Raw genomic sequence first — 20,910 nt, 5'->3', positions numbered from 1 at the left:
GTTTGTAGGATAAATTGTTAAAGCAACGTCTCTTTCAATAGATTGCTAATATTAGCCATACATACCTAAACATGCAACCGATTTCATAAAATTTAAATACTAAAAATTTAGAATTAGTAGAATAAAGAGATATCGGAATATCCTTTTTTGATAATAATATTTTTTACCTCAAAATATCAATCCAAGTATTGGAAATTAAATTTTGTAATTAGCTGACTTTGCCATATGAATTACTTTTTTGCGCCTTCTTTTAAAAAGTTTTGAAACTAATTTTAGCGTAGGTTGCTTTGCTGAATAAAATCTAGGTTCTTGAAAGTGGAGAAGCGTCAAAAGGGTGTCGTTGTTAGCCAAGTATTAATAACGGAGATACCCAATTTAACAATTAAATAATTCTTTTATATTGATTTTTTATATATTTTTATTTTATATTTATGCCATTAAACGGTAGCCAATTTTAGAAGGCATCCTTTTTGGGATTTTATTCTAACGGAGGACAAGGGATTGGCAGTTTAATTCCTTTCATGATTTCTAACCAATAAACCCAGATCTATGAAGCAATTCTTCGACACAGGGTAACCGTTGTTGGTTGCCAAAAAACCTTTACCCAGTTAATTTATTAACCCTTCAACAAGTATCCCAAATAACTGATTTGTTAGTTTCTAAGGTGATTTTTAGACCACGCTTATTTTTTTGAACCTACGCAAGCCGGCATTTTCGATCATTGTTGATTAAAACCCAACAAACTATGTTTAAAATGTTACTTACGCCTCCCAAGAGATGGGGGGTATGCCTACTGGCTTCCGCCTGTTTATTGGGAAGCGGGGCATTGCACGTGCAGGCAGCTTCGCCGCACAAATTGACGTCTTCCGCGTTGGAAGATGCCCTATTTGACGTTACCGTTCGCGGTAAAATTACCGACGAAACGAATGAGCCACTCCCGGGAGCAACCATTTCCGTACAGGGAACTTCGCGGGGAACCGTTTCGGACATCGATGGGGAATTTTCCATTGTGGTTCCCGAAAATGCTACGTTGGTCATTTCGTTTATCGGTTATGAAACCCAAATGATCCGTATCACCAACCAAACGGTACTCAATGTACAGATGCAGCAAGATGCGTCCGCCATGGAGGAAGTGGTGGTGATTGGATACGGTACACAGCGAAAATCTGACTTAACAGGTTCCGTCGGTTCCGTGGGAGCGCAGGAACTCAGTGAACGTCCCGCCCCTTCGTTAAACCAAGCCCTTGCGGGAAGAGTGGCCGGTGTGCAGGTAAATACCAACTCAGGTCGTCCGGGAGGTCGTACCAATGTGCGTATACGGGGCTTCAGCTCGATCAATTCATCCAATAATCCGCTTTACGTAGTGGACGGTGTGATGCTTCCCATGGGAACCATGGACCAAGCCAGTAATCCGATTGATTACATCAATCCCAACGATATCGTTTCTGTCGAGGTGCTAAAAGATGCTTCTTCCACCGCCATTTACGGATCCAGGGGAGCGAATGGGGTAATTTTGGTGACCACCAAAAAGGGCAAATCCGGTGAGGGAACGATTACTTACAACGTCGATGTCAGCGTGAATACCATAGGGCCCAATCGGCCAGAAGTATTGAATGCCCGTGAATATTTAGAGGTAGAGGATTTGGCATGGAGGAACATGGCCAAATACGATCCAGTAGGATGGGAAGCCGGCAGGTGGGCCTATTTGAATCCGGCGCTGAGAAGAACGGATCCACGGATTTTTGACGCCAACGGGAACCCGCTTTACGATACCAATTGGCTGAAGGAAACTACTCAAAACAAGCTTTCCCAAAACCATCAGCTAGGCTTTACAGGGGGAAATGAGCGAACGCAGTACTCTCTTTCTTTGGGGTACCGGGACGATGAGGGTTTGTTGAAAACCTCCTACCTGACCCGCTATTCCACGCGCTTTACCATTGATGATCAAGTAAAATCCTGGTTGAAGGTGGGGGGCACCATCAGCTACAACAGCCAAGAAGAAAACCTGGTGGACGTCTCGGATGCGGTTCCCCGTCAGATTGTAGAGGACTTCCCATTTATGCCGGTAAGGTATGAGGATGGTACTTTTGCAAATAACCGGGATTACCCCTTTGCTGAAGGAACCATGAGTTCCATGCACCGTCTGTATGGCAGGAGGTATGTACTCAACACCCAAACGACCCTGGGAAGTGCGTATACCAATATTAAGTTTGCCGAAGGATTGGAAATGCGAACGGTGCTGGGCGTGAATATCATGACGCAGGAAAACAGCCAGTCTAGCACCAGAACCTTATCCATAGCTCAAAATGGTACCGCTTCCAAAAGCATGCGCAGAGATAGCTTTTGGTCATTGGAGAACTACCTGACCTACAACAAAACCTTTGCAGAACGCCATGCCTTCACCGGATTGTTGGGTATTTCCTGGCAGGAAAATACGCTGACTACGATGAATGCCAGCATTCAGAATTTCGCGACAGACTTCTTTACCTTCGATAATTTGGGCGCAGGCTCCCAGCTGCCACGCGTAGGTTCAGGAGCATCCCGTCATTCGATGAGTTCGTACTTTGCCCGAATCAATTACAGCTTGGACGGCAAGTATCTCTTCACTGCCACCGGTAGGGCAGACGGCGCCTCCAAGTTTGGGGAAAACAACAAATTCGCATTTTTCCCATCCACGGCCATCGCCTGGAGGCTTTCCGAAGAGGGTTTTCTGAAAGGTAATTCCACGATTTCAAACTTGAAGTTACGGGCCAGCTATGGGCTTACCGGAAACTCAGAGATTCCGCCGTATTCTTCCTTGGCACTGCTTAGCTCAAATTATTCGGCAATCTACAATGAATCTCAAGTCGGAGGGACCGGAATCAACCGATTGGCTAATCCAAACCTGAGATGGGAAAAGACCGCACAAAGCGATATTGGTATCGAGTTGGGTTTGTTCCAAAACAGGATCACCATCGAAATGGACTACTATTACCGCAAAACTACCGACATGTTGCTCGATTCACCCGTACCGAGAACCAGTGGTTATGCCACCATACGTAGCAACGTAGGTTCCATGCAAAACAAGGGAATTGAGTTTACGCTGAACACGGTGAACGTGGAAAAGGCGGACTTTAGCTGGAATACATCCTTCAACCTTTCCGCCAACCGCAACAAAGTGCTGTCCTTGGCTACACCTGCGGATATTTTTGGTGTAGGAGGTCCTAGTTTTACCAATCAGACCAATATTATCCGGGTAGGTGAGCCCGTGGGATCGTTTTGGGGATTGGTTCGCTTGGGAACCTGGAGTGAAGCAGAACGAGACGAAGCAGCGGAATTTGTCAGCTACCGGAACGGCCTCACTATCTTACCCGGTGATATTAAGTACCTAGACGTGAATGGGGACAAAGCCATCAATGACTCGGACCGGATGATCATCGGAAATGGCAATCCGAATATGTGGGGAGCCATGAACAACAGCGTCCGTTTCCGCAATTGGGATCTAACGCTTGAGTTGCAGTACATGTATGGGAATGACCTATTGGACATGAACCTTCACCCTAGTGAAGACCGGCAAGCCCTTGCAAACAGCTACCGTACGGTTCTGAATGCCTGGACGCCTACCAATCAAAACACGCCGATCGCAGAGATTCGTGATACCCGCGCAGGTTACGTTACCAACGTGGATTCCCACTGGGTGAAGGATGCTTCCTTCTTACGGGGTAGAAACCTGCTGATTGGATACACCTTTCCGACTGATTTTGCCAACCGAATCAAGTTAAGCAGGCTTAGGGTGTACACCACGGCACAGAACTTCTTTTTAGTGACCGGAAAGGACATCATAGGAGATCCCGAAGTGGCTCCAATCAGGGGAGGAGATGGAAATAACGTATTTTCCCAAGGTATGAACTGGCACGCCTATCCGAAGCCTACCACGTACATGTTAGGCCTTCAGGTGACACTTTAAATTTTTGTGGACTTACTCAAAACAATTGAAAAAATGAATTTAGTAACTATATATAAAGGATTCGCTTATCTGCTGATGGGTGCGGTCCTGACAGGCACCACAGGATGCTCGGATTTTCTTCAAGAAGAAGACCCGTCTAACCTGACGCCCGAGTCGTTTTACACTATTCCGGACCACGCAGAGGCGGCATTGGCTTCGGTATATGCAGATATGCGTTTTTATGGGGGAGGTGCCGGTATCTTCTCCTCTACCTGGCAACTATTGGAGGCAACAACAGGAACCTCTACAACAGAAACAGCCCAGAATTCGGATTTGAACAACCTATATGGATTGATTTATGATGGGCGTACCGAGCACGTTATCAACTGGTGGAATGGCCTCTATAAAGTAATCGCACAGGCAAACATGGTGTTGGATCGTGTGCCTGCCATCACTCCGATGGATGAAGCGCAAAAGCGCAAAATTTTGGGTGAAGCGCGGTTTCTTCGGGCGTGGGCTTATTTCTACGCGGTCAGGCTTTGGGGAAATGTGCCCTTGATTACAGCACCTCAGACAGCTAGTTCAGAGGATTTTAGACCTTCTCCTGCCTCTCAGGAACAGGTTTATGAACTAATTGTGGAAGATCTTATAGCTGCAGAAGCAGCGGGTCTTCCTTGGATGGATCCCAGTGGCAGGGTTTCCATGGCGGCAGTAAAATCCCAATTGGCCAAAGTTTACCTGACGATGGCGGGCTTCCCTTTGAATCGAGGAAATCAGTATTACCAACTTGCCGCCAATAAGTCGTTGGAGGTGATCGAATACGCCAACGGCAACCCCGCCTCCATCAATCTCTATCCAAATTATGGAGACCTGCACAATGAAAACAATGGCAATCGATTGGAACACCTCTTTATGATCCAATACAATGTAATTGTGGCCGGTAACCCGATGAACAACATGTTTCCCAACTTCAAACCAGTAACCTTTCAGGGACCATCCGGAACCGGAAGTACGGTTCCGACCATCGAGTTTTACAATTCTTACGAGGAGGGAGATCGGCGGACCGTAAATCAAGAGGGCTTCTTTTATACGAGCTATTTCACCAATGGTAGTGGTGAGCCGTTTGATTTGGGTGCTCCTTACATATTTAAACATTTCAACCGTGCGGCTTTGGGTACCTTTGGCGTACCAGGAAACCGCGCCAATAACCTGAACGTGCCCTTAATTCGGTTTGCAGAGGTGCTGCTGATGTATGCAGAAGCCCAAAATGAGGTAGGTGGTCCCAATGCTCTGGCACATGAAAGCCTGAAACGTATCCGGGATAGAGCTCAGCTGGCCACTCCTGCGCTGGGCGAATTTACGACGGATACCTTTCGCGAGGCCGTGTGGAGAGAACGCTGGCACGAACTGTGCTACGAGCAGATCACTTGGTTTGACATGATCCGTCTCCGAAAGGTATACAATGAACTAACAAATGGATTTGATGACTTCATAGGCCACGTAAACCTTAGCTCAAATCAACCGCTTCGCAATATGCATTTATTGATGCCCTATCCGCTACCTGAGATGCAGAACAACCCGAATCTGACGCCTCAGAATCCGGACTATCCGTAAGCAACTGATCCCTTTCCTTTTAAAAGCGGCTGATTTTCAGTCGCTTTTTTTATGTTTAGAGGATAAAAAAGTGTTCGTTCTGCTACTCGAAACAGCACCAATTAAAAACAACTCGTAGTCTAGCTAGCAACTTCAAGCTACCTGTTGCTCCTGTAACATCTTAATTTCAAACAGGCATCCGGGATTTATACTATTTGAGTTTGGTAGTAGGCTAGGTCGGCATACGATTCATTGTCTTTGTGGTTTTTTTTGGCGCCCTTTTGCAAGATCGTAGCCGTCGCTACTGATACCGAAATAAATTTTTGTAAGGATGACTTTGCTGCCATCAAAAACCTGGAAAGGAGTGTGTAAAGGAACCTAAAAATTGGTAAATTCGATGCGGCAGGTACTGGGGGTATTTACCTAGCCTACCTGATCTCAATGAATTCTGGTCTTTCTTTCACGGATTGGAGATAGGGTGCGGTATGGTTTTTTGTCCCTAGAGTCAAGATTTGGAGTTGCCACCTCAATAACAATTCGTCAAACGTATCTTTGTTTTCAGGTGAAGCCACGATGCTGCGGACTAACTAGGAGTCTCCTTGCAACTGGGGTTGCTTCGTTGGACAGATAGAATGGCCACGTCATCGAAAAAGCGATGGTTCAAAATGAGATGTCCAACGTCATGTCGCCTGAATGGAATGATTGCTGACAGTAGAAGAAAAATTAGCAGATAATTTAACCTATGCATACAAAACAGACTATTGGCTCCCGTTCCAATGCGATCGATGTATTTCGAGCGCTTACCATGCTTTTGATGATCTTTGTGAATGACTTGTGGACACTGCAGCATATTCCGGCATGGCTTGGGCATGTTCCGGCTCAGGTCGACGGGATGGGGTTGGCGGATGTGGTTTTCCCTGTATTTTTGTTCATCGTCGGATTATCCATCCCCTTTGCGATGCAAAATCGCTGGAAGAAAGGAGGGTCTAATTGGTCGATCGCTTTACATATTCTATCCAGATCATTCGCCCTGCTAGTAATGGGGCTCTGCCACGTAAACCTGGAGTCCTATAACCAGGAATTGGCGATATTGCCCAAGCCTATATGGCAGATTTTAGCAACCTTCGCCTTTTTTCTGATCTGGTTAGATTATCCAAAAGAGGACGCAAAGCGTGTAAAGATCGCAGGTCAGGCACTGGGGTGGATCCTTCTGTTGGGCTTGGTGCTGCTGTATCAAGGAGGGACGGCAGCTGATCCTAGCTGGATGCGGTTTTATTGGTGGGGCATATTGGGCTTGATAGGTTGGGCCTATTTTATCTGTTCGCTGGTTTTTGTAGCGTTTAAGGGAAAGCTTTCTGCTATGTGGGCATTCTTCGCTGGTTTTATGCTTTTTAGTGTTTTGGCCAAATTGGGTTTGCTGGATTCACTACAGGTAATCAAGCCCTATGTATGGTTGATCGATGACGGCGCTACCCCTGCCCTGTCCATGGCAGGAATTATCGTTGCACTGTATTATCAGCCATTTTTGGGATCTAGCAGGTTCGGTGGGGTCTGGGCCAAAATGAGCATTTTTGCGGTTAGCTGTCTGGGTTTTGGTTTATTGACTAGGCCGTTGTGGGGTATACACAAAATTGGGTCATCCCCTTCTTGGGTGACTATCTGCATAGGAATCAGTGTGTTGTTTTTTTGTCTTTTGATATGGTTGGTTGAGCTGAAGGGTAAAAAGGAGTGGTTCAGGGTCATCAGGCCTGCCGGAACCAGCACGCTAACCTGCTACTTGCTCCCCTATATCCACTACGGTCTCTTATCTATTACGGGCATTGCTCTGCCGCTGATGGTGCGGACCGGGGCGTTAGGCATTGTCAAGTCGCTATTATACGCCCTAATCATCATCCTCATGACCGGCTTGCTAGAGAGAGCGAGGCTTCGGTTAAGAATATAACAAGGTGTTGTATGGTGGGATTTGTCAGTGGATGGGAGATTAGTCCCACGGCACTTTGAAATCTATTATGCAGTGGCGGGTTGCCAAAATATTGCTTTAAAACGTTCAAGTACCGGCTGATTTTGGCAAGATTTTTGGCGTTGAATTTTTGTATCTGTTGAGCGCTTTTCCGAGCCCATAACGTTTACCAACATTAATTTCCTAACCGATATAATTGTAATTTGCACAAAATGAGAACGATATGTATTCTGTATTTTGTTTTTTTTAGTTCTTTTATAGGGTTTAGCCAGGATAAGTCCCTGTTCGACGGACTTTATGAGTTTAAGGGAAGAAGGGGACATGCCACCTTTGAGTTCAGCGAGGGAGTTGATGGTGAAATCCTACTTGATGGTTTTTTTTCGTTTGATAGAAAGGAATTAGACTCGTTGGATCAGACTTTGCTTACGAAATTTCAGGTGCGAGGTACTTACACTGAGAATCTCAAATCCGGAAGTTGGCATTACGACCAAGAGCGACATAAAGTAATTCTGGAGGATGTAGTTGATTTTAAGTTAATATCCAAGTTGGAAAGCGATGATTTGGAGATTAAAGCCTCCTACCAAGATGGTAAACCCCATGGAGAATGGCAGTTGGTGAAAAACATTTTCAACGGAAATAAGGCGGATATTCGAGCCCTTGCCGAAGGCATTCATTTTGAGGAAGGTGTCATGAAGGGAAATGTATCCTATCGGAATTTTTTAAACGGGTATACGCAGTTTATACGCGGAAAATTGGACTCTAATGGCTTTTTGGAAGGAGAGTGGTCATTGGTGTATGTTCAGGACTCCCGATTGGTTTCCGAAGTCAGGAATTATGAAAATGGATTTCTACTGGGCCTGGTAAAGCGGGATCTCGAAAACGGGGAAGTAATAGACGAGGTAATATTTTTTACCACTATCCGAAAGCTCAGTGAGGTAAACGAAGGTGGAAATTTGGGCTATAGGGTGTCAGACAAGGCTTTTCCACCTTACTACAATGATGGGTTTAGTCCCGACGCAAAGGAGCTACAGCTTCAGGAAGCGGGAAACAACTTTATGCGAGCGTTCTTTTTAGACCTTTTGCGATTTGACGATTCTGTTACCGACGATGGGGAGATTATGCGATACCCCTTTTTTACTAGGCGTTTTGAATACGAGTTAAGTGAGGAGGAACGTAACCTTCTTGTGGAGATTCCCTTGTTGTTTGACCAAGTCAGGGATTCGGTAAAGCGGTTCACTGAGATGAATTCATTGGATCTAAACCGTTCCAAAAGTGACTCGTTGGCTTTTTCACACGCCTATTTCGGCCAAGCTTCAGAAAGGCTTGATGCAATACATCACCTTGTTGACCTCATCAGCACCGGGGAAATCCGGTATTTTGATCTGGGGAATTACACCGAATCTGGCGTGGAAATTTTGAAAGAAGCAGACGCGGTTACCTATGTTTACCAGGATGATACCCTGAGTAAATCTATTTCCAGAGAACATTTTTTCGTAGATGCCACTAACCTACTGGCAACCCTGAGAGACTATTTGTTGGAGGAGCTGGAAATTGTGGAAGATCTTGGGGGGTTCGTTACCAAAGAACTGTATGCCATAGCGGTAAACTCCCAGCTAGTGGCGTTGGAGACAAGTATTGTTAGCCGAAAGGCCGAAATGGATACGTTGTTTGTAAACTACCATGCCATGGCAGAAGGAGAGGAGGAAGCATTTTGCAGGGCTTTTGTGGGCCAGTTTATGGGGAACGTATACGAGTCGCTGAACGAAGAATATGCTTCCCGAGTAGATTTCGAAAGCAAAATGGATGCGGGTACTATTATCTTGGATCTTTTTGATGAACTGGAAAAGAGGTATCCCATGATCACTACATTATTCAAACGGGATGGGGTACTGGATGAGGTTTACATGGAGGAGACCTTTAACCCATTTACCTACAGTCGCTACGATGTACGGGCCAAGGAAAGACTTTTCCTAGCCTACCGCTATTTATACAAGCAATACCAAGAGGACTTGTTGCAGGAACCGGACTATACACGCATCAAGGATCACATTGGTAAAATCGAAAAATTGCAGGATAGAATGTATGAGCTAAGGGATCAAGATAGCAGAGCAATAGAAAGGCGTTTGGGAACTCGTCAAACCGTATCGAGAATAGAATCCGCACTGGATCTGTAACCACTTAAACAAGATGAAGATGAATGTTTTGTGGAAGAAGCTCTGTTTGCTGCCCATTTTCACCTTTTTAGGTTGCTTATCGACCGTTTTTGCGCAATCAGAGATTGGCTCGGAGGTTCCAGTTAGGACGAATTTAGCGCCAACAACTGAACTTTGGAATGGTCTTTACTTGAAATTCAGGCTTTCGGAAAAAATATTTTGGTACCAGGAAAACCATTACCGAAGACGGGCAAGTGCGGAGAATCGGTCTGATTTTTTAGGTAGAATGGGGCAGGTTTACAATCGGGCAGGCTTGGTTTACCTATTTAATGACCAATTTGAGGTAACGGTAGGGCCGACCTTGGTATTTAACTATACGCCTGATCGGGAAAACCCATCTTACTTAAGTAATACCTTGGAGCCTCGATTGTGGCATCAATGGCTATTCACGCAGTCCATGTCAGGCATAAAGATTTTGCACCAATTCCGATTTGAGCACCGGTTTAAGCGCGACAACTTAATCGGAGCGGAATACAAATTCACCAATCGATACCGGTATAAATTCATTGCTTATATCCCGCTGAACAAGCCCAAAATGCAAAACAAAACCCTCTTTCTAGCACCGTCTAACGAGATTTTTTTTCAAACTGGTAAATATCAGCGGGAGATATTCGAGGACAATCGCATCTACACGGCTATTGGCTATACCTATAATAATTTTATGTTCTTCGGCGGGCACATGTGGACATACGGATCCACCAATAATCCGGGTACTTATGCAAACAAGCATGTAATCCGCCTGAATATCATGTATACATTAGATTTCAGAAACCGGCGAAGACCCGTGCAGAGAAGCTTGCCGCCATTGTGATAGCGTATTTAAAGAGCAAATCTAGTCATCGAAATACCGGCTGCGTGAAGTGCACTACCCGCAATAGGATCCCTCTCCGACCTGTGGCATGGCTGAAGATAGCACGGTACGCGATTTTCGGGGTAGTATTTACTCCTAGCATTGACAAAACGATTAGAAAAAGATGAAGAAGGTAGTTGTTTTCTTGGCACTTGTTCTTACGTGTACGACCCTAAAGGCACAGTATAAGGGACAGGGTCGTGTACAGTATGCCAATGATATGGGTTTTCGTAGTGGCTTGCTCGGAATGAATATAGGGGCTGAATATTTTTTCTTGGATAACCTATCGTTTTCACCCAGTTTCTCTATACTTTTTCCTGCTACCGGCAAGGCGAGTAACCTTCATTTGGATGCTCGATATTATTTGACAGAGGAAACGACCCAATGGTATGGATTGATTGGCTTTGCTAATTTCCGTAGAAGGTATGAGCTCAATCCGGAAATTCCCCTCAGGAACGAGCCAACCCTGAACCTCGGTGGAGGCTTAATTCATAAGTTGATCGATGAAATTGGTATCAATGGGGAAATCAAATGGCAGCCGCAAAGTAATAGCGATTTCATCCTAAAAATAGGCGTGCTATATTTTGTTAATTAACAGTATATTTGCGGGAAATATCAGTAGTATTTTCAGTTTCTGCACGAATTTTTTCGTCAGAAAGGGGCAATTTAGCCGGAAGGCGGTAAGAACCTTAACGGTTTACCGTTCGTTATTTAATCGTTGAAAGATCCAATCCAATTTACTGCGTTATGAGAAATAGGCGCCCGCTCCTCATTGCTCTTATAGTTGCTATACCGCTGCTGATTGGTGCCGCGGCTGCCATTGGTTTGTATATAAACCAACGGGCCCTCACTCGGATGGCATTGCAGTCGGTAAATGAACAATTCGGAGGGCAGCTCGTGATTGAAGATTCCTACTTGGCGCTTTTTGCCCAGTTTCCCTATATCTCCATTGATTTGGAAGGAGTAAGATTTTTCGAAACGAAAGCGATGGATACCACACCTATCTATCAAGCAAAAGATATCTATTTGGGCTTTAATATCTTTGAAGTTATCAGCGGGAACTACCGAGTCCATTCCGTCAAAGTGTCCCAAGGTGCTCTGAACTTGATTAAATATGCCGATGGTTCTATCAATCTCCTAAAGGCCAAAAACATGGAAGAACCGCAGGGTTCATCGGACGAAGCGTTGTCTTTGGAGTTAAAGGAACTTCGGTTAGACGGCTTTTCTTTTACCTATCGGGATGAGACCATGGGACAGGAATTGGTTTCTCAGATTGGAAAGTTTAGGTCTTTGATTCGTCTCGGCGAGGATGGAATTTTGATAGATCTGATGAGTGACATGGTATTAAATGTACTCAAAGATGGCGAGCCGACGTTTTTCACCAATAAATTAATAACGCTTGATTGGGAAGTCGGCTACATGTCAGAACAAAATTTGGTGCAAATTTCCCCGTCCAGCCTTGGCATACAGGAAGCCCTATTCACAATAGAGGGAACGATAAATCTAAACGAGGGGATCGATACAGACGTGAAGATCTACGGCGAGAAGCCCGACTTCTCCATTTTTGCTGCTCTTGCGCCCGAGGAAGTAGCAGAAGTATTGAAAAGGTACCAAAATCAAGGCGAAATTTACTTTTTGGGCACCATATTGGGCAAAGCGGGAAATGGTTCTATGCCGGCAATCGCAGTGGAATTTGGCTGCGAGAATGCCTACTTTGAAAATACGGCCATGGAAAAGCGAATCGACCAGCTGCGGTTTTCTGGTTTTTTTACCAATGGAAAGGAGCGAAACCTTAAAACTTCCGAATTTCGGCTTCAGCAGTTCTCGGCCAAGCCGGATGAGGGGGAGTTTGAAGGGCAACTGGTTATCCGGGATTTTGAAGATCCCTTTATTAAGGTAAACCTCCATGCGGATTTGGATTTGGAGTTCTTAGGGCAGTTTTTTGAAATAGAGGGGCTACGGAGGATTCGGGGAAATGTGCTGTTAGACATGGATTTTGACGAGTTGATCGATCTCGATATGCCCTCGGACCAGATTGCCAGAATAAAAGAAGGTCTCGATAGTGAGCTGACCATCCGAAACCTAAGTTTTGAAGTTCCTGGCTTTCCTCACCCTATTACCGATGCCAATGGCTATGCCGTTATGGAAAACGGACAAATCAAGTTGGATTTTCTCAAATTTAATGTGGGTGCCTCTGACTTTGAGTTTTCAGGATCCCTCAGTGATTTTCCAGCGGTTTTTCATGGCAGAGATATGCCGGTCACCGCCAGTTTGAAGGCAAGATCCGATAAGGTCATTTTTTCGGAATTGTTGGCGTTTGACCCCTCCCTTTCCGACTCCACGGATGAGGAACTTTCGGGTTTTTCAGTTTCTTTGTCGTTGGATACCCAAGGTAGTGAACTGGTGAATTTCGAATACCTGCCAAAAGGCAAGTTCAAATTGCAGGACCTGTATGGGAAATTGAAGGACTATCCCCATGCATTTCATGATTTTGATGTACTCATTGCGATTGATTCGGAGCAGTTGGAGGTCGAAGAATTCAAAGGCTACATTGATACGAGTGATTTTAGGTTTTCCGGGATTTTGACCCATTACGACAAATGGTTTAAGGATGTCAATACCGGAATTTCCCGGTTCGAGTTTGACCTTAGGTCGCAATCGTTGGTGGTTAGAGATCTGTTGAGCTATAATGGTGAAAATTACTTGCCGGATGACTATAGAGACGAGGTGTTGCGCGAATTTAGTCTCATTGGCTCACTCGACCTGAATTATGACACGACCTTTCAGTCTGCAGATCTCGTGATCGATCAGTTGGGCGGGAAGCTCAATATACACCCACTTAAGCTAGAAGGATTTTCCGGACGCCTGCATTTTGAAAAGGGGAACGTTCTAGTAGAGAAATTCGGAGGAATTATGGGTCAAAGTGACTTTGAGATGGATTTGGCCTATTTTATGGGAAAGGATACCACGGCAAAGGTCCGTGAAAATCAATTGGCATTTCGAGCCAAAGCACTGGATCTAGATGCCCTGCTGAATTATGACCCGAACGCAACCGAACCGGTTTCCCATGCGGATACGTTCAATATTTTTGAGTTGCCTTTTAGCGACATGAATTTTGTTGCGGATATAGACCGGGTAAACTACCATACATATTGGTTTGAGGATTTGAGGGCAAGGCTTAGAACTACCCCTGATCATTACCTGTATGTGGACACCCTATCGGTTAGACTAGCCGATGGCGGTCTGTCAATGAACGGGTATTTCAATGGATCTGATTCTTCACATATTTATTTTCACTCCACGATGGTGGCAGATAAGCTGGACTTGGACAAGATGATGGTAAAGTTTGATAATTTTGGCCAGGACGTGATGATCAATGAAAACCTGCATGGTAAGGTAAGTGGTACGATTGTGAGCAAGTTTTTGGTACATCCTGATCTGACTCCTATCGTGGACAAGAGTGAAGCAAAAATGGATTTGGTCGTATACGATGGCAGCTTGGTGAACTTCACCCCCTTGCAGGCTATGGGAGCCTATTTCAGAGATCGGAACCTCAATTTGGTTCGGTTTGATACGCTTCAGAATACATTTGATTTAAGGAATGGGGTGCTGAACATTCCTAGAATGAACATCAACTCAAGCTTGGGTTTCATCGAAATGTCGGGCCGCCAAGGACTAGACCTCAATATGGATTATTTTATTCGTATCCCCCTGGGTCTTGTCACCCAAGTAGGCTTTAGGTCACTTTTTGGAGGTAAAAGTAGGGATGAAGTGGATCCAGACCAGGAAGATGCCATTGTTTTTCGGGATGAGAATAAAAAGGTTCGGTTTGTCAATTTAAATATTTCGGGCGACCCGGATAATTTTAAGGTTTCATTGGGCCGCGATAGGGGACAATAGTCTTCGGATTGGTGCGCAAGCGGGAATATCAGGGGCGCATTAGTTGATTCTATGAAACAATCCCGAGCCGATTTCCATTCGAGGAAATTTCTGGAAATCAATCCGTTTTTTGCAAAAACTCAACAAGTACGGTTTTTGTGATAAGTTTGAAATTATATTTTTCTTATTTCTATTTTGTCTGGATAGTCGGCAGTTTGGCTACCTTTTAAAGAATAATATTCCTTAACAATTTTTAACATAGGGACTCTTGAGTGATTTTTTCGCTGTTTTTAAATTTGTCCATTGTACTAAAGCCTTTAAAAGATTATGAAACGTTTTTTATTGTCAACCTGTACGAAAAATTCACTATGTATGAAATGGGTCCACAGCTTGTGGATTTTGCTTCTCGGTGGCCACTTGGCATTTGCAAATACCGTGGCTTTGTATACGCCTTACCCTGAAATTGCCGTACCTCCCGGTGAATCCATCGATTATTCCATCGATGTGATCAACAATTCGGGGAGCATTCGGGATGTTTCCATTCTATTATCCGGAATGCCGGAAGGGTGGGAATATTCCCTTAAATCAGGAGGATGGACGGTTACCAAAGTTGCTGTTTTGCCCGGCGAGAAAAGGACCCTTTCGCTAAAGGTAGATGTGCCACATAAAGTAGAAAAAGGTAGTTATCGGTTTCAAGTGGTCGCTACCGGATTGTACACATTACCGATAACGGTGAATGTGTCGGAAACAGGAACCTTCAAAACCGAGTTTACCTCGAATCAACCCAATATAGAAGGGCATTCCTCCGCACTTTTTTCCTACAATGCAAAGCTTAAAAATATGACTTCAGAGCCTCAGTTGTATGCCCTTTCCACGGACGCACCCCGAGGCTGGAACGTGGTATTCAAGGCAAATGGCAAACAGGTCAGTTCCGTTAGTATCGAAGCTAACCAAACCCAAGATGTTTCCATTGAAGTGACTCCTCCCAAAAAGATTGCGGCGGGGACTTATAACGTGCCCGTTCGTGCGATCACGGCCAACACAGCTGCTAACCTAGACTTGGAGGCGGTTATTAAGGGTTCCTACGAACTGGAGTTTACGACACCCACTGGCATGCTGAGTACCAGTGTTACTGCCGGTAAGTCCAAGCGATTGGAGATGGTGGTAAGAAACAACGGATCCTCTACAATCAATGGACTCAAGCTGGACCGGAAGGTGCCGGTGGATTGGGACGTGAGTTACGAACCGGCTGAAATCGTGAGCTTGGAGCCAGGCCAATCTGCACAGGTATTTGCCACTATTCAAGCATCGAAGAAGGCAATTGCCGGGGATTACATGGCAACCTTGGAAGCAACTACCCCGGAGGTTGCCGAAAAGGCGGCGTTTAGGGTATCTGTCAAGACCCCCGTGATCTGGGGATGGCTGGGTGTCATGTTGATTCTCGGCGTATTCGGAGGTGTTTTTCAGCTGTTTAACAAATACGGAAGGAGGTAATGGGTGAGCCCTGTGATAGAACTGAATAAGCTCTGCAAGACCTACGGTACGTTCAAGGCGGTGGATGGCTTGGATTTGCAAATCCAACAGGGCGAGGTGTTCGGTTTGTTGGGTCCAAATGGTGCAGGTAAATCTACCACCATTTTGATGATGTTGGGGTTGACCGATCCCAGTTCCGGCCAAGTTACGGTTTGTGGGTATAATTCGACTACCCAACCGGTGGACGTAAAGAGGAAGGTTGGGTACCTGCCGGAAGACGTAGGCTTCTACGATGAGCTGTCTGGACGGGAAAACCTGATGTTTACCGCCCGCTTAAACTTGATTCCCGACGATCAGGCAGCCGTAAAGGTAAAAAAATTATTGCGTACCGTGGGACTGGAAGCCGCCGCCGGTAAGCGTGTCAAAACCTATTCCCGAGGCATGCGTCAACGGTTGGGATTGGCAGATGTGTTGATCAAAGACCCGGAGGTAATTATTTTGGATGAACCTACCTTGGGTATTGACCCAAAGGGCGTCAAAGAACTGCTAGGTTTAATTTCCCACCTCGCCAAGAGTCAGGGACTAACCGTGTTATTGTCATCTCATCATCTGCACCAAGTACAGCAGGTATGTGATCGAGTAGGGTTGTTTGTGGCTGGCAAGCTCATAGCCTGTGGCACGGTGGATGAATTGTCTGGGCAGTTGTTTTCGAAGCATCCTTTCCAACTTCAAGCAAAAGTATCATTCCCTGCCCACGTGACGAAAGCGCAATTGCAAGCGGATCTGTTAGCGTTAGATGGGGTCAAAGAGGTGACATGGATAGCGGAGGGCTTGTTGGAAGTAGGCTGCGAGTCGGATCAAACCTCCGAGATTGCAAGGGTGCTTCTTGACAGCGGAGCTGCGCTGCACGAACTCACCCAAAAGACCTATGGGTTGGATGAAATCTATCAACGGTATTTTGAAGAAAAGAAAGCATATGAAATGGTTCAATGAGCTATTGTTGCCGCTCCAAGCTACCCGTTGGCAGGCTGTGTGGAGCAGGGTAACTGAAACAAGGAATGATGTAGCCAAAAATCCCACCTCTCCTTTCTGGGTGATTGTGCGCAAAGAAGTCTCGGATCATATACACAGCTGGAGATTGATCATTCTGATGGGAGTGATCGTGCTTGCCTGCCTAGGTTCCTTGATCACCGGGTTGTTGCATTTCAACGATTTTGTGAAGGTCACCGATCCGGAAGATGCGTTTTTCTTCCTAAAGCTCTTTTCTGCATCAGGGTCCGGTTTGCCATCGTTTGTGGTATTTATTAGCTTTTTGGGTCCTTTGCTGGGAATTGGGCTGGGGTTTGATTCGGTAAACTCAGAAGTAAGCCGGGGTACCATGGCGAGGGTGTTGTCACAGCCCATTTATCGAGATCAGTGGCTCAACGCCAAGTTTGCAGCTGGACTCTTGGTGGTAGCGGCACTGCTGTCCAGCCTGACATTGCTATTCGTTGGCTTGGGAATTCTTCGCATCGGCATCCCGCCTACGCCCGAGGAGTTTTTGAGGATTATTCTGTTTATTCTGGTGAGTATATGCTATGTCGGATTCTGGTTGAATCTATCTATCTTATTTTCGGTGAAATTTAGGCAGGCGGCGACCTCCGCCTTGGCAGTGATAGCCGTTTGGCTGTTTTTTACGGTTTTTTACGGGATCATCGTTAACCTGATTGCCAACGCCATTGCGCCCTCCAATTTCGCCCATCCGCAGCAGATTATTCAATACCAACAATTTATCACCAACCTGTTGCGGGTAGTGCCCAGTCAGCTTTACAGCGATGCAACCACCACTTTATTGATGCCCTCAGTGAGGAGTTTAGGCCCTTTGAGCTCCGAACAGGTGGTAGGGGCATTGCCTAGCCCGCTTCCATTGGGACAAAGTATGCTGCTCGTTTGGGCCCAATTGACCGCCCTGATTGCAGCCACCGCAGCGTGTTTCGGATTGGCATATTATTCGTTTATGAGAAGGGAGATTCGCAGCAGGTAAGCTGCGAATCTTTTTTTCGTATGAAAGCGCCTTGCCGTTGTTTCAACATTGCCGCAAAGAGACTGATTTTAAAAAAATGTTTACTAAGGTGAAATTTTGGGTATCAATTGATGCGACTTTTCACGATAAATGTCTGAGCCGGTTGGATAGGGTCGTTGGTAAAGATCGTAATCGCCTTATGGTCTAGTCCTTTTCGGTCTTTCGGGTCAAAGGTTACCGTGATGTCGGTTTGTTCACCCGGCAAAAGACGGTCGGTGGGTAAAGAAATGCTGACACAATCGCAGTTTGCTGTAACCTTCCGTATTAGAAGTTCCTGTTGCCCCTTGTTGTGAAGCGTGATCATTCTGGAGATGGGCATATTGCTGTTTATTTTCGCCAGGTCTACTTCCATTTCCTGTATTTGCAGGCGGGGTACCTGATCAATCTCCGTGATGGGAGTGGGCGCAAAATACTCATACACGTTTGCAATTACCCGAAAATCAATCGATTGCTTTTCGTCCGAAAGTACGGTAATTTGGATCTCATCTTCAAAGAATCCCAAATCTCCCTGTGCCTCCCCATGGTAGACAATCTCCAGTATGCCACGGGATTTGGCGGTAACCACTGCAGGACTTAGTTTAACTTGTATGTGATCGGGCAATGCCTCCTGAATTTGGCTGAGCTGTATGGGGTAATCCCTGAAATTGAAAAAATCCATCTGCTTGACTTTTGGCTCGTTGGAAAAGACATTTCCCATATGAATTACCGGCAGTCGAAATCCCAAGCCCGCTTTTTCAATGGGATAAGCCTTAGCAGCATCAGCGGGAAAGGGCACGTTAAATCCTTCCAATACCAAGGTGTCCAAGTTTGGATCGTCATTCACCTTCACCAAGATGGATTTAGAGAATGCTCCTCCCCTGCTTCTCGGATCGAAAACGACGGTTATCTGGCCCATTTCTTCGTTTGCCAAGGTGTCCCGCGTATAGTCTGCGGTGGTACAACCGCAATCCGTCATGATTTCTTCGATGAATAGGCTCCTTCCGCTACGGTTGGTAAAGGCATATTGCGCAGTCACATTCCCCTGTTCTTCCAACACCGAACCCAAGTTGATCGATTTTGATTCCCATTCCAAAAGGGAGTGGGCAATGTCTTGACAGTAAGCCGGTAAGCTGACAGTCCAAAAACAAAGGATTACTGGCGCCAAAGCAAGGTACTTCATCATGGTACAAATAACGCTAATTTCGGGTCGAAGTATGTGTTTATTTCCTTAATTTGCGGCAAAAAGTTATCAATGGCAAGAGTACTTACAGGAATTCAAAGTTCGGGAAAGCCTCATTTGGGTAATATTTTAGGTGCGATTCTTCCTGCGGTCACCTTGGCCTCCCGGGAGGACAACGAGTCTTTTATATTCATTGCCGACTTCCATTCCCTTACCACCTTGAAAGACGGTGTGGCAAGAGAGGAGAATGTGAGGGCGGTAGCCGCCGCTTGGCTTGCTTTTGGCCTGGACGTGAATCGTACGGTTTTTTATCGGCAATCCCGGATCCCGGAAGTTACCGAGCTTACTTGGTACCTAAGTTGCTTCACCCCTTTCCCCATGTTGGCCAACGCCCACAGCTTTAAGGATAAATCCGATAGGCTTTCGGACGTGAATGCGGGGCTGTTTACCTATCCGGTCTTGATGGCCGCAGACATCCTGCTCTACGATGCCCATATAGTCCCCGTGGGAAAGGACCAACTGCAACACTTGGAAATAACCCGAGATATCGCTACTGCCTTTAATAACCGGATGGAAGAGGAACTGCTGCTCCTGCCAGAACCAAAAATCAGTGAGGAGGTTATGATCATCCCGGGTACTGACGGGCGAAAAATGAGCAAGTCATACGACAATTACATCGATGTTTTCCTGCCGGAAAAGGCGCTGAAGAAAAACGTCAACCGAATCGTGACTGATAGTACCCCCCTAGAAGAACCCAAAGACCCCGATACTTGCAATGTATTCAAGCTTTTCAGCCTGATAGCAACACCAGAAGCCACCGAGGAGCTGCGACAAAAATACCTGGGTGGTAATTTTGGCTATGGACATGCCAAGAAGGAGCTGACCGAGTTAATTCTGACAACATTTTCGGAACAAAGAAAGCGGTACGACCATTACATGAACCACCCAGATGAACTGGATCAGATTCTAAAGGAGGGAGAGGCAAAGGCAAGGGAGATTGCCTCCTCGGTTCTGAATAGGGTGAGGACGAAGCTAGGATACGCTTAGGTTGTTGCTTTGAGTCTGAATTTATCGTGACCACAGGTTTCCTTCGCTCCATCGTCTGAATGTTTAAATCCTGTGGATTGCATGTCTTCGAGCGCAAGGAACATGCTGGATTGAAAGGGTTAATTGAGGTCGATTAAGAGTGATTCCGACCATTTCCAATAGCAGACTGGAAAGGATAGAAGGGTAGGACAAGCCGTTAATATAAGTTTTGGGAACTGATTTAGGCTAGGGCCGGGAAGAAGGAAGGGCAAACTACACGCAGATGGGGTTTCCTTTGTCCTGTTAGTTGGGGCCAAACTATAATATGAGGCAGGGCCCTGCAATCTTAGTAGAAAAAACCAGGTATTGTAAAAATGAGGGGCGTTAGCCCTGACATCTTATCCGCCCTGCCATACGGTTACAATTTGGCCACAACAGAAAAACCAAGTATTCCACACGTCACCTTTTCTAACTCGTCACGGAATGATTCGACTAGGAAAATCCCCTTTTTCTGGATGGAAAAGAATGACTCTGAGGTACAGATGGGTAAATTTGTTTGCCATTTTTAACAGATTATGCCTTTTTATTACATTAGACTAATTTGGGTGAATGGAACTTCATTACGAACGGGCCCACGTTTTGGTTTTCTATTTCCCCAGTATTATGATTTCAGGGCTACGCCCCTCGGTTTGCCAACTATAACTACGTTCTACTAAGATATAAGGGCTAACGCCCCTATGTTTGGAGATATTGATTTTGTTTTCCAATTA

At 45.6% G+C, this 20,910-nt stretch carries 12 protein-coding genes; 11 read left to right on the top strand and 1 reads right to left on the bottom strand.

What is annotated here, in order from left to right; genetic code table 11:
* Nucleotides 1-745: 745 nt before the first annotated feature.
* The 10 genes from IAQ59_RS02695 (at nucleotide 746) to IAQ59_RS02650 (ending at nucleotide 17,916) form a co-directional block, all read left to right on the top strand.
* A complete protein-coding gene (locus IAQ59_RS02695; RefSeq protein ID WP_425342595.1) occupies nucleotides 746-3,946 on the top strand; it encodes a SusC/RagA family TonB-linked outer membrane protein in 3,201 nt (1,066 codons plus the stop codon).
* Nucleotides 3,947-3,979: 33 nt separating this feature from the next.
* Nucleotides 3,980-5,539: a RagB/SusD family nutrient uptake outer membrane protein gene (locus tag IAQ59_RS02690; RefSeq protein ID WP_425342594.1), complete on the top strand. Its 1,560-nt coding sequence runs from the start codon at nucleotides 3,980-3,982 to the stop codon at nucleotides 5,537-5,539.
* 721 nt (nucleotides 5,540-6,260) lie between these two features.
* Nucleotides 6,261-7,460 (top strand): DUF5009 domain-containing protein, encoded by a 1,200-nt coding sequence (locus tag IAQ59_RS02685; RefSeq protein WP_209329235.1) that lies wholly within the window; start codon nucleotides 6,261-6,263, stop codon nucleotides 7,458-7,460.
* 230 nt (nucleotides 7,461-7,690) lie between these two features.
* Nucleotides 7,691-9,652 carry a hypothetical protein gene (locus IAQ59_RS02680; RefSeq protein ID WP_209329234.1) on the top strand — a complete coding sequence of 654 codons (1,962 nt, stop codon included), beginning with the start codon at nucleotides 7,691-7,693 and terminating at the stop codon, nucleotides 9,650-9,652.
* A gap of 19 nt (nucleotides 9,653-9,671) precedes the next feature.
* Nucleotides 9,672-10,502 (top strand): DUF2490 domain-containing protein, encoded by an 831-nt coding sequence (locus IAQ59_RS02675; protein WP_209329233.1) that lies wholly within the window; start codon nucleotides 9,672-9,674, stop codon nucleotides 10,500-10,502.
* Nucleotides 10,503-10,665: 163 nt separating this feature from the next.
* A complete protein-coding gene (locus IAQ59_RS02670; RefSeq protein ID WP_209329232.1) occupies nucleotides 10,666-11,136 on the top strand; it encodes a hypothetical protein in 471 nt (156 codons plus the stop codon).
* A gap of 152 nt (nucleotides 11,137-11,288) precedes the next feature.
* A complete protein-coding gene (locus tag IAQ59_RS02665; RefSeq protein WP_209329231.1) occupies nucleotides 11,289-14,441 on the top strand; it encodes an AsmA-like C-terminal region-containing protein in 3,153 nt (1,050 codons plus the stop codon).
* Between the two features lie 351 nt (nucleotides 14,442-14,792).
* Nucleotides 14,793-15,914, top strand: coding sequence for a COG1470 family protein (locus IAQ59_RS02660; protein ID WP_245189392.1), 1,122 nt, complete (start codon nucleotides 14,793-14,795; stop codon nucleotides 15,912-15,914).
* 12 nt (nucleotides 15,915-15,926) lie between these two features.
* The gene (locus IAQ59_RS02655; protein WP_342450677.1) at nucleotides 15,927-16,886 is read left to right on the top strand and encodes an ABC transporter ATP-binding protein; all 960 of its coding nucleotides are present in this window, start codon (nucleotides 15,927-15,929) and stop codon (nucleotides 16,884-16,886) included.
* A complete protein-coding gene (locus tag IAQ59_RS02650) occupies nucleotides 16,870-17,916 on the top strand; it encodes an ABC transporter permease (protein WP_209329229.1) in 1,047 nt (348 codons plus the stop codon). The genes IAQ59_RS02655 and IAQ59_RS02650 overlap by 17 nt, the downstream gene beginning before the upstream one ends.
* 103 nt (nucleotides 17,917-18,019) lie before the next feature.
* Here the strand turns inward: IAQ59_RS02650 and IAQ59_RS02645 are convergent, their stop codons facing one another.
* Entirely contained in the window at nucleotides 18,020-19,117 is a 1,098-nt protein-coding gene (locus tag IAQ59_RS02645) for a DUF1573 domain-containing protein (protein ID WP_209329228.1), read from the bottom strand.
* Nucleotides 19,118-19,186: 69 nt separating this feature from the next.
* On the opposite strand from IAQ59_RS02645, the gene trpS reads away from it, so the two are divergent.
* Nucleotides 19,187-20,161, top strand: coding sequence for a tryptophan--tRNA ligase (gene trpS, locus IAQ59_RS02640; RefSeq protein ID WP_209329227.1), 975 nt, complete (start codon nucleotides 19,187-19,189; stop codon nucleotides 20,159-20,161).
* Nucleotides 20,162-20,910: the final 749 nt, after the last annotated feature.

Source organism: Lunatimonas salinarum (genome assembly GCF_017811155.1).
Lineage (GTDB): Bacteria > Bacteroidota > Bacteroidia > Cytophagales > Cyclobacteriaceae > Lunatimonas > Lunatimonas salinarum.
This window is presented reverse-complemented; position numbering and strand designations above follow the sequence as displayed.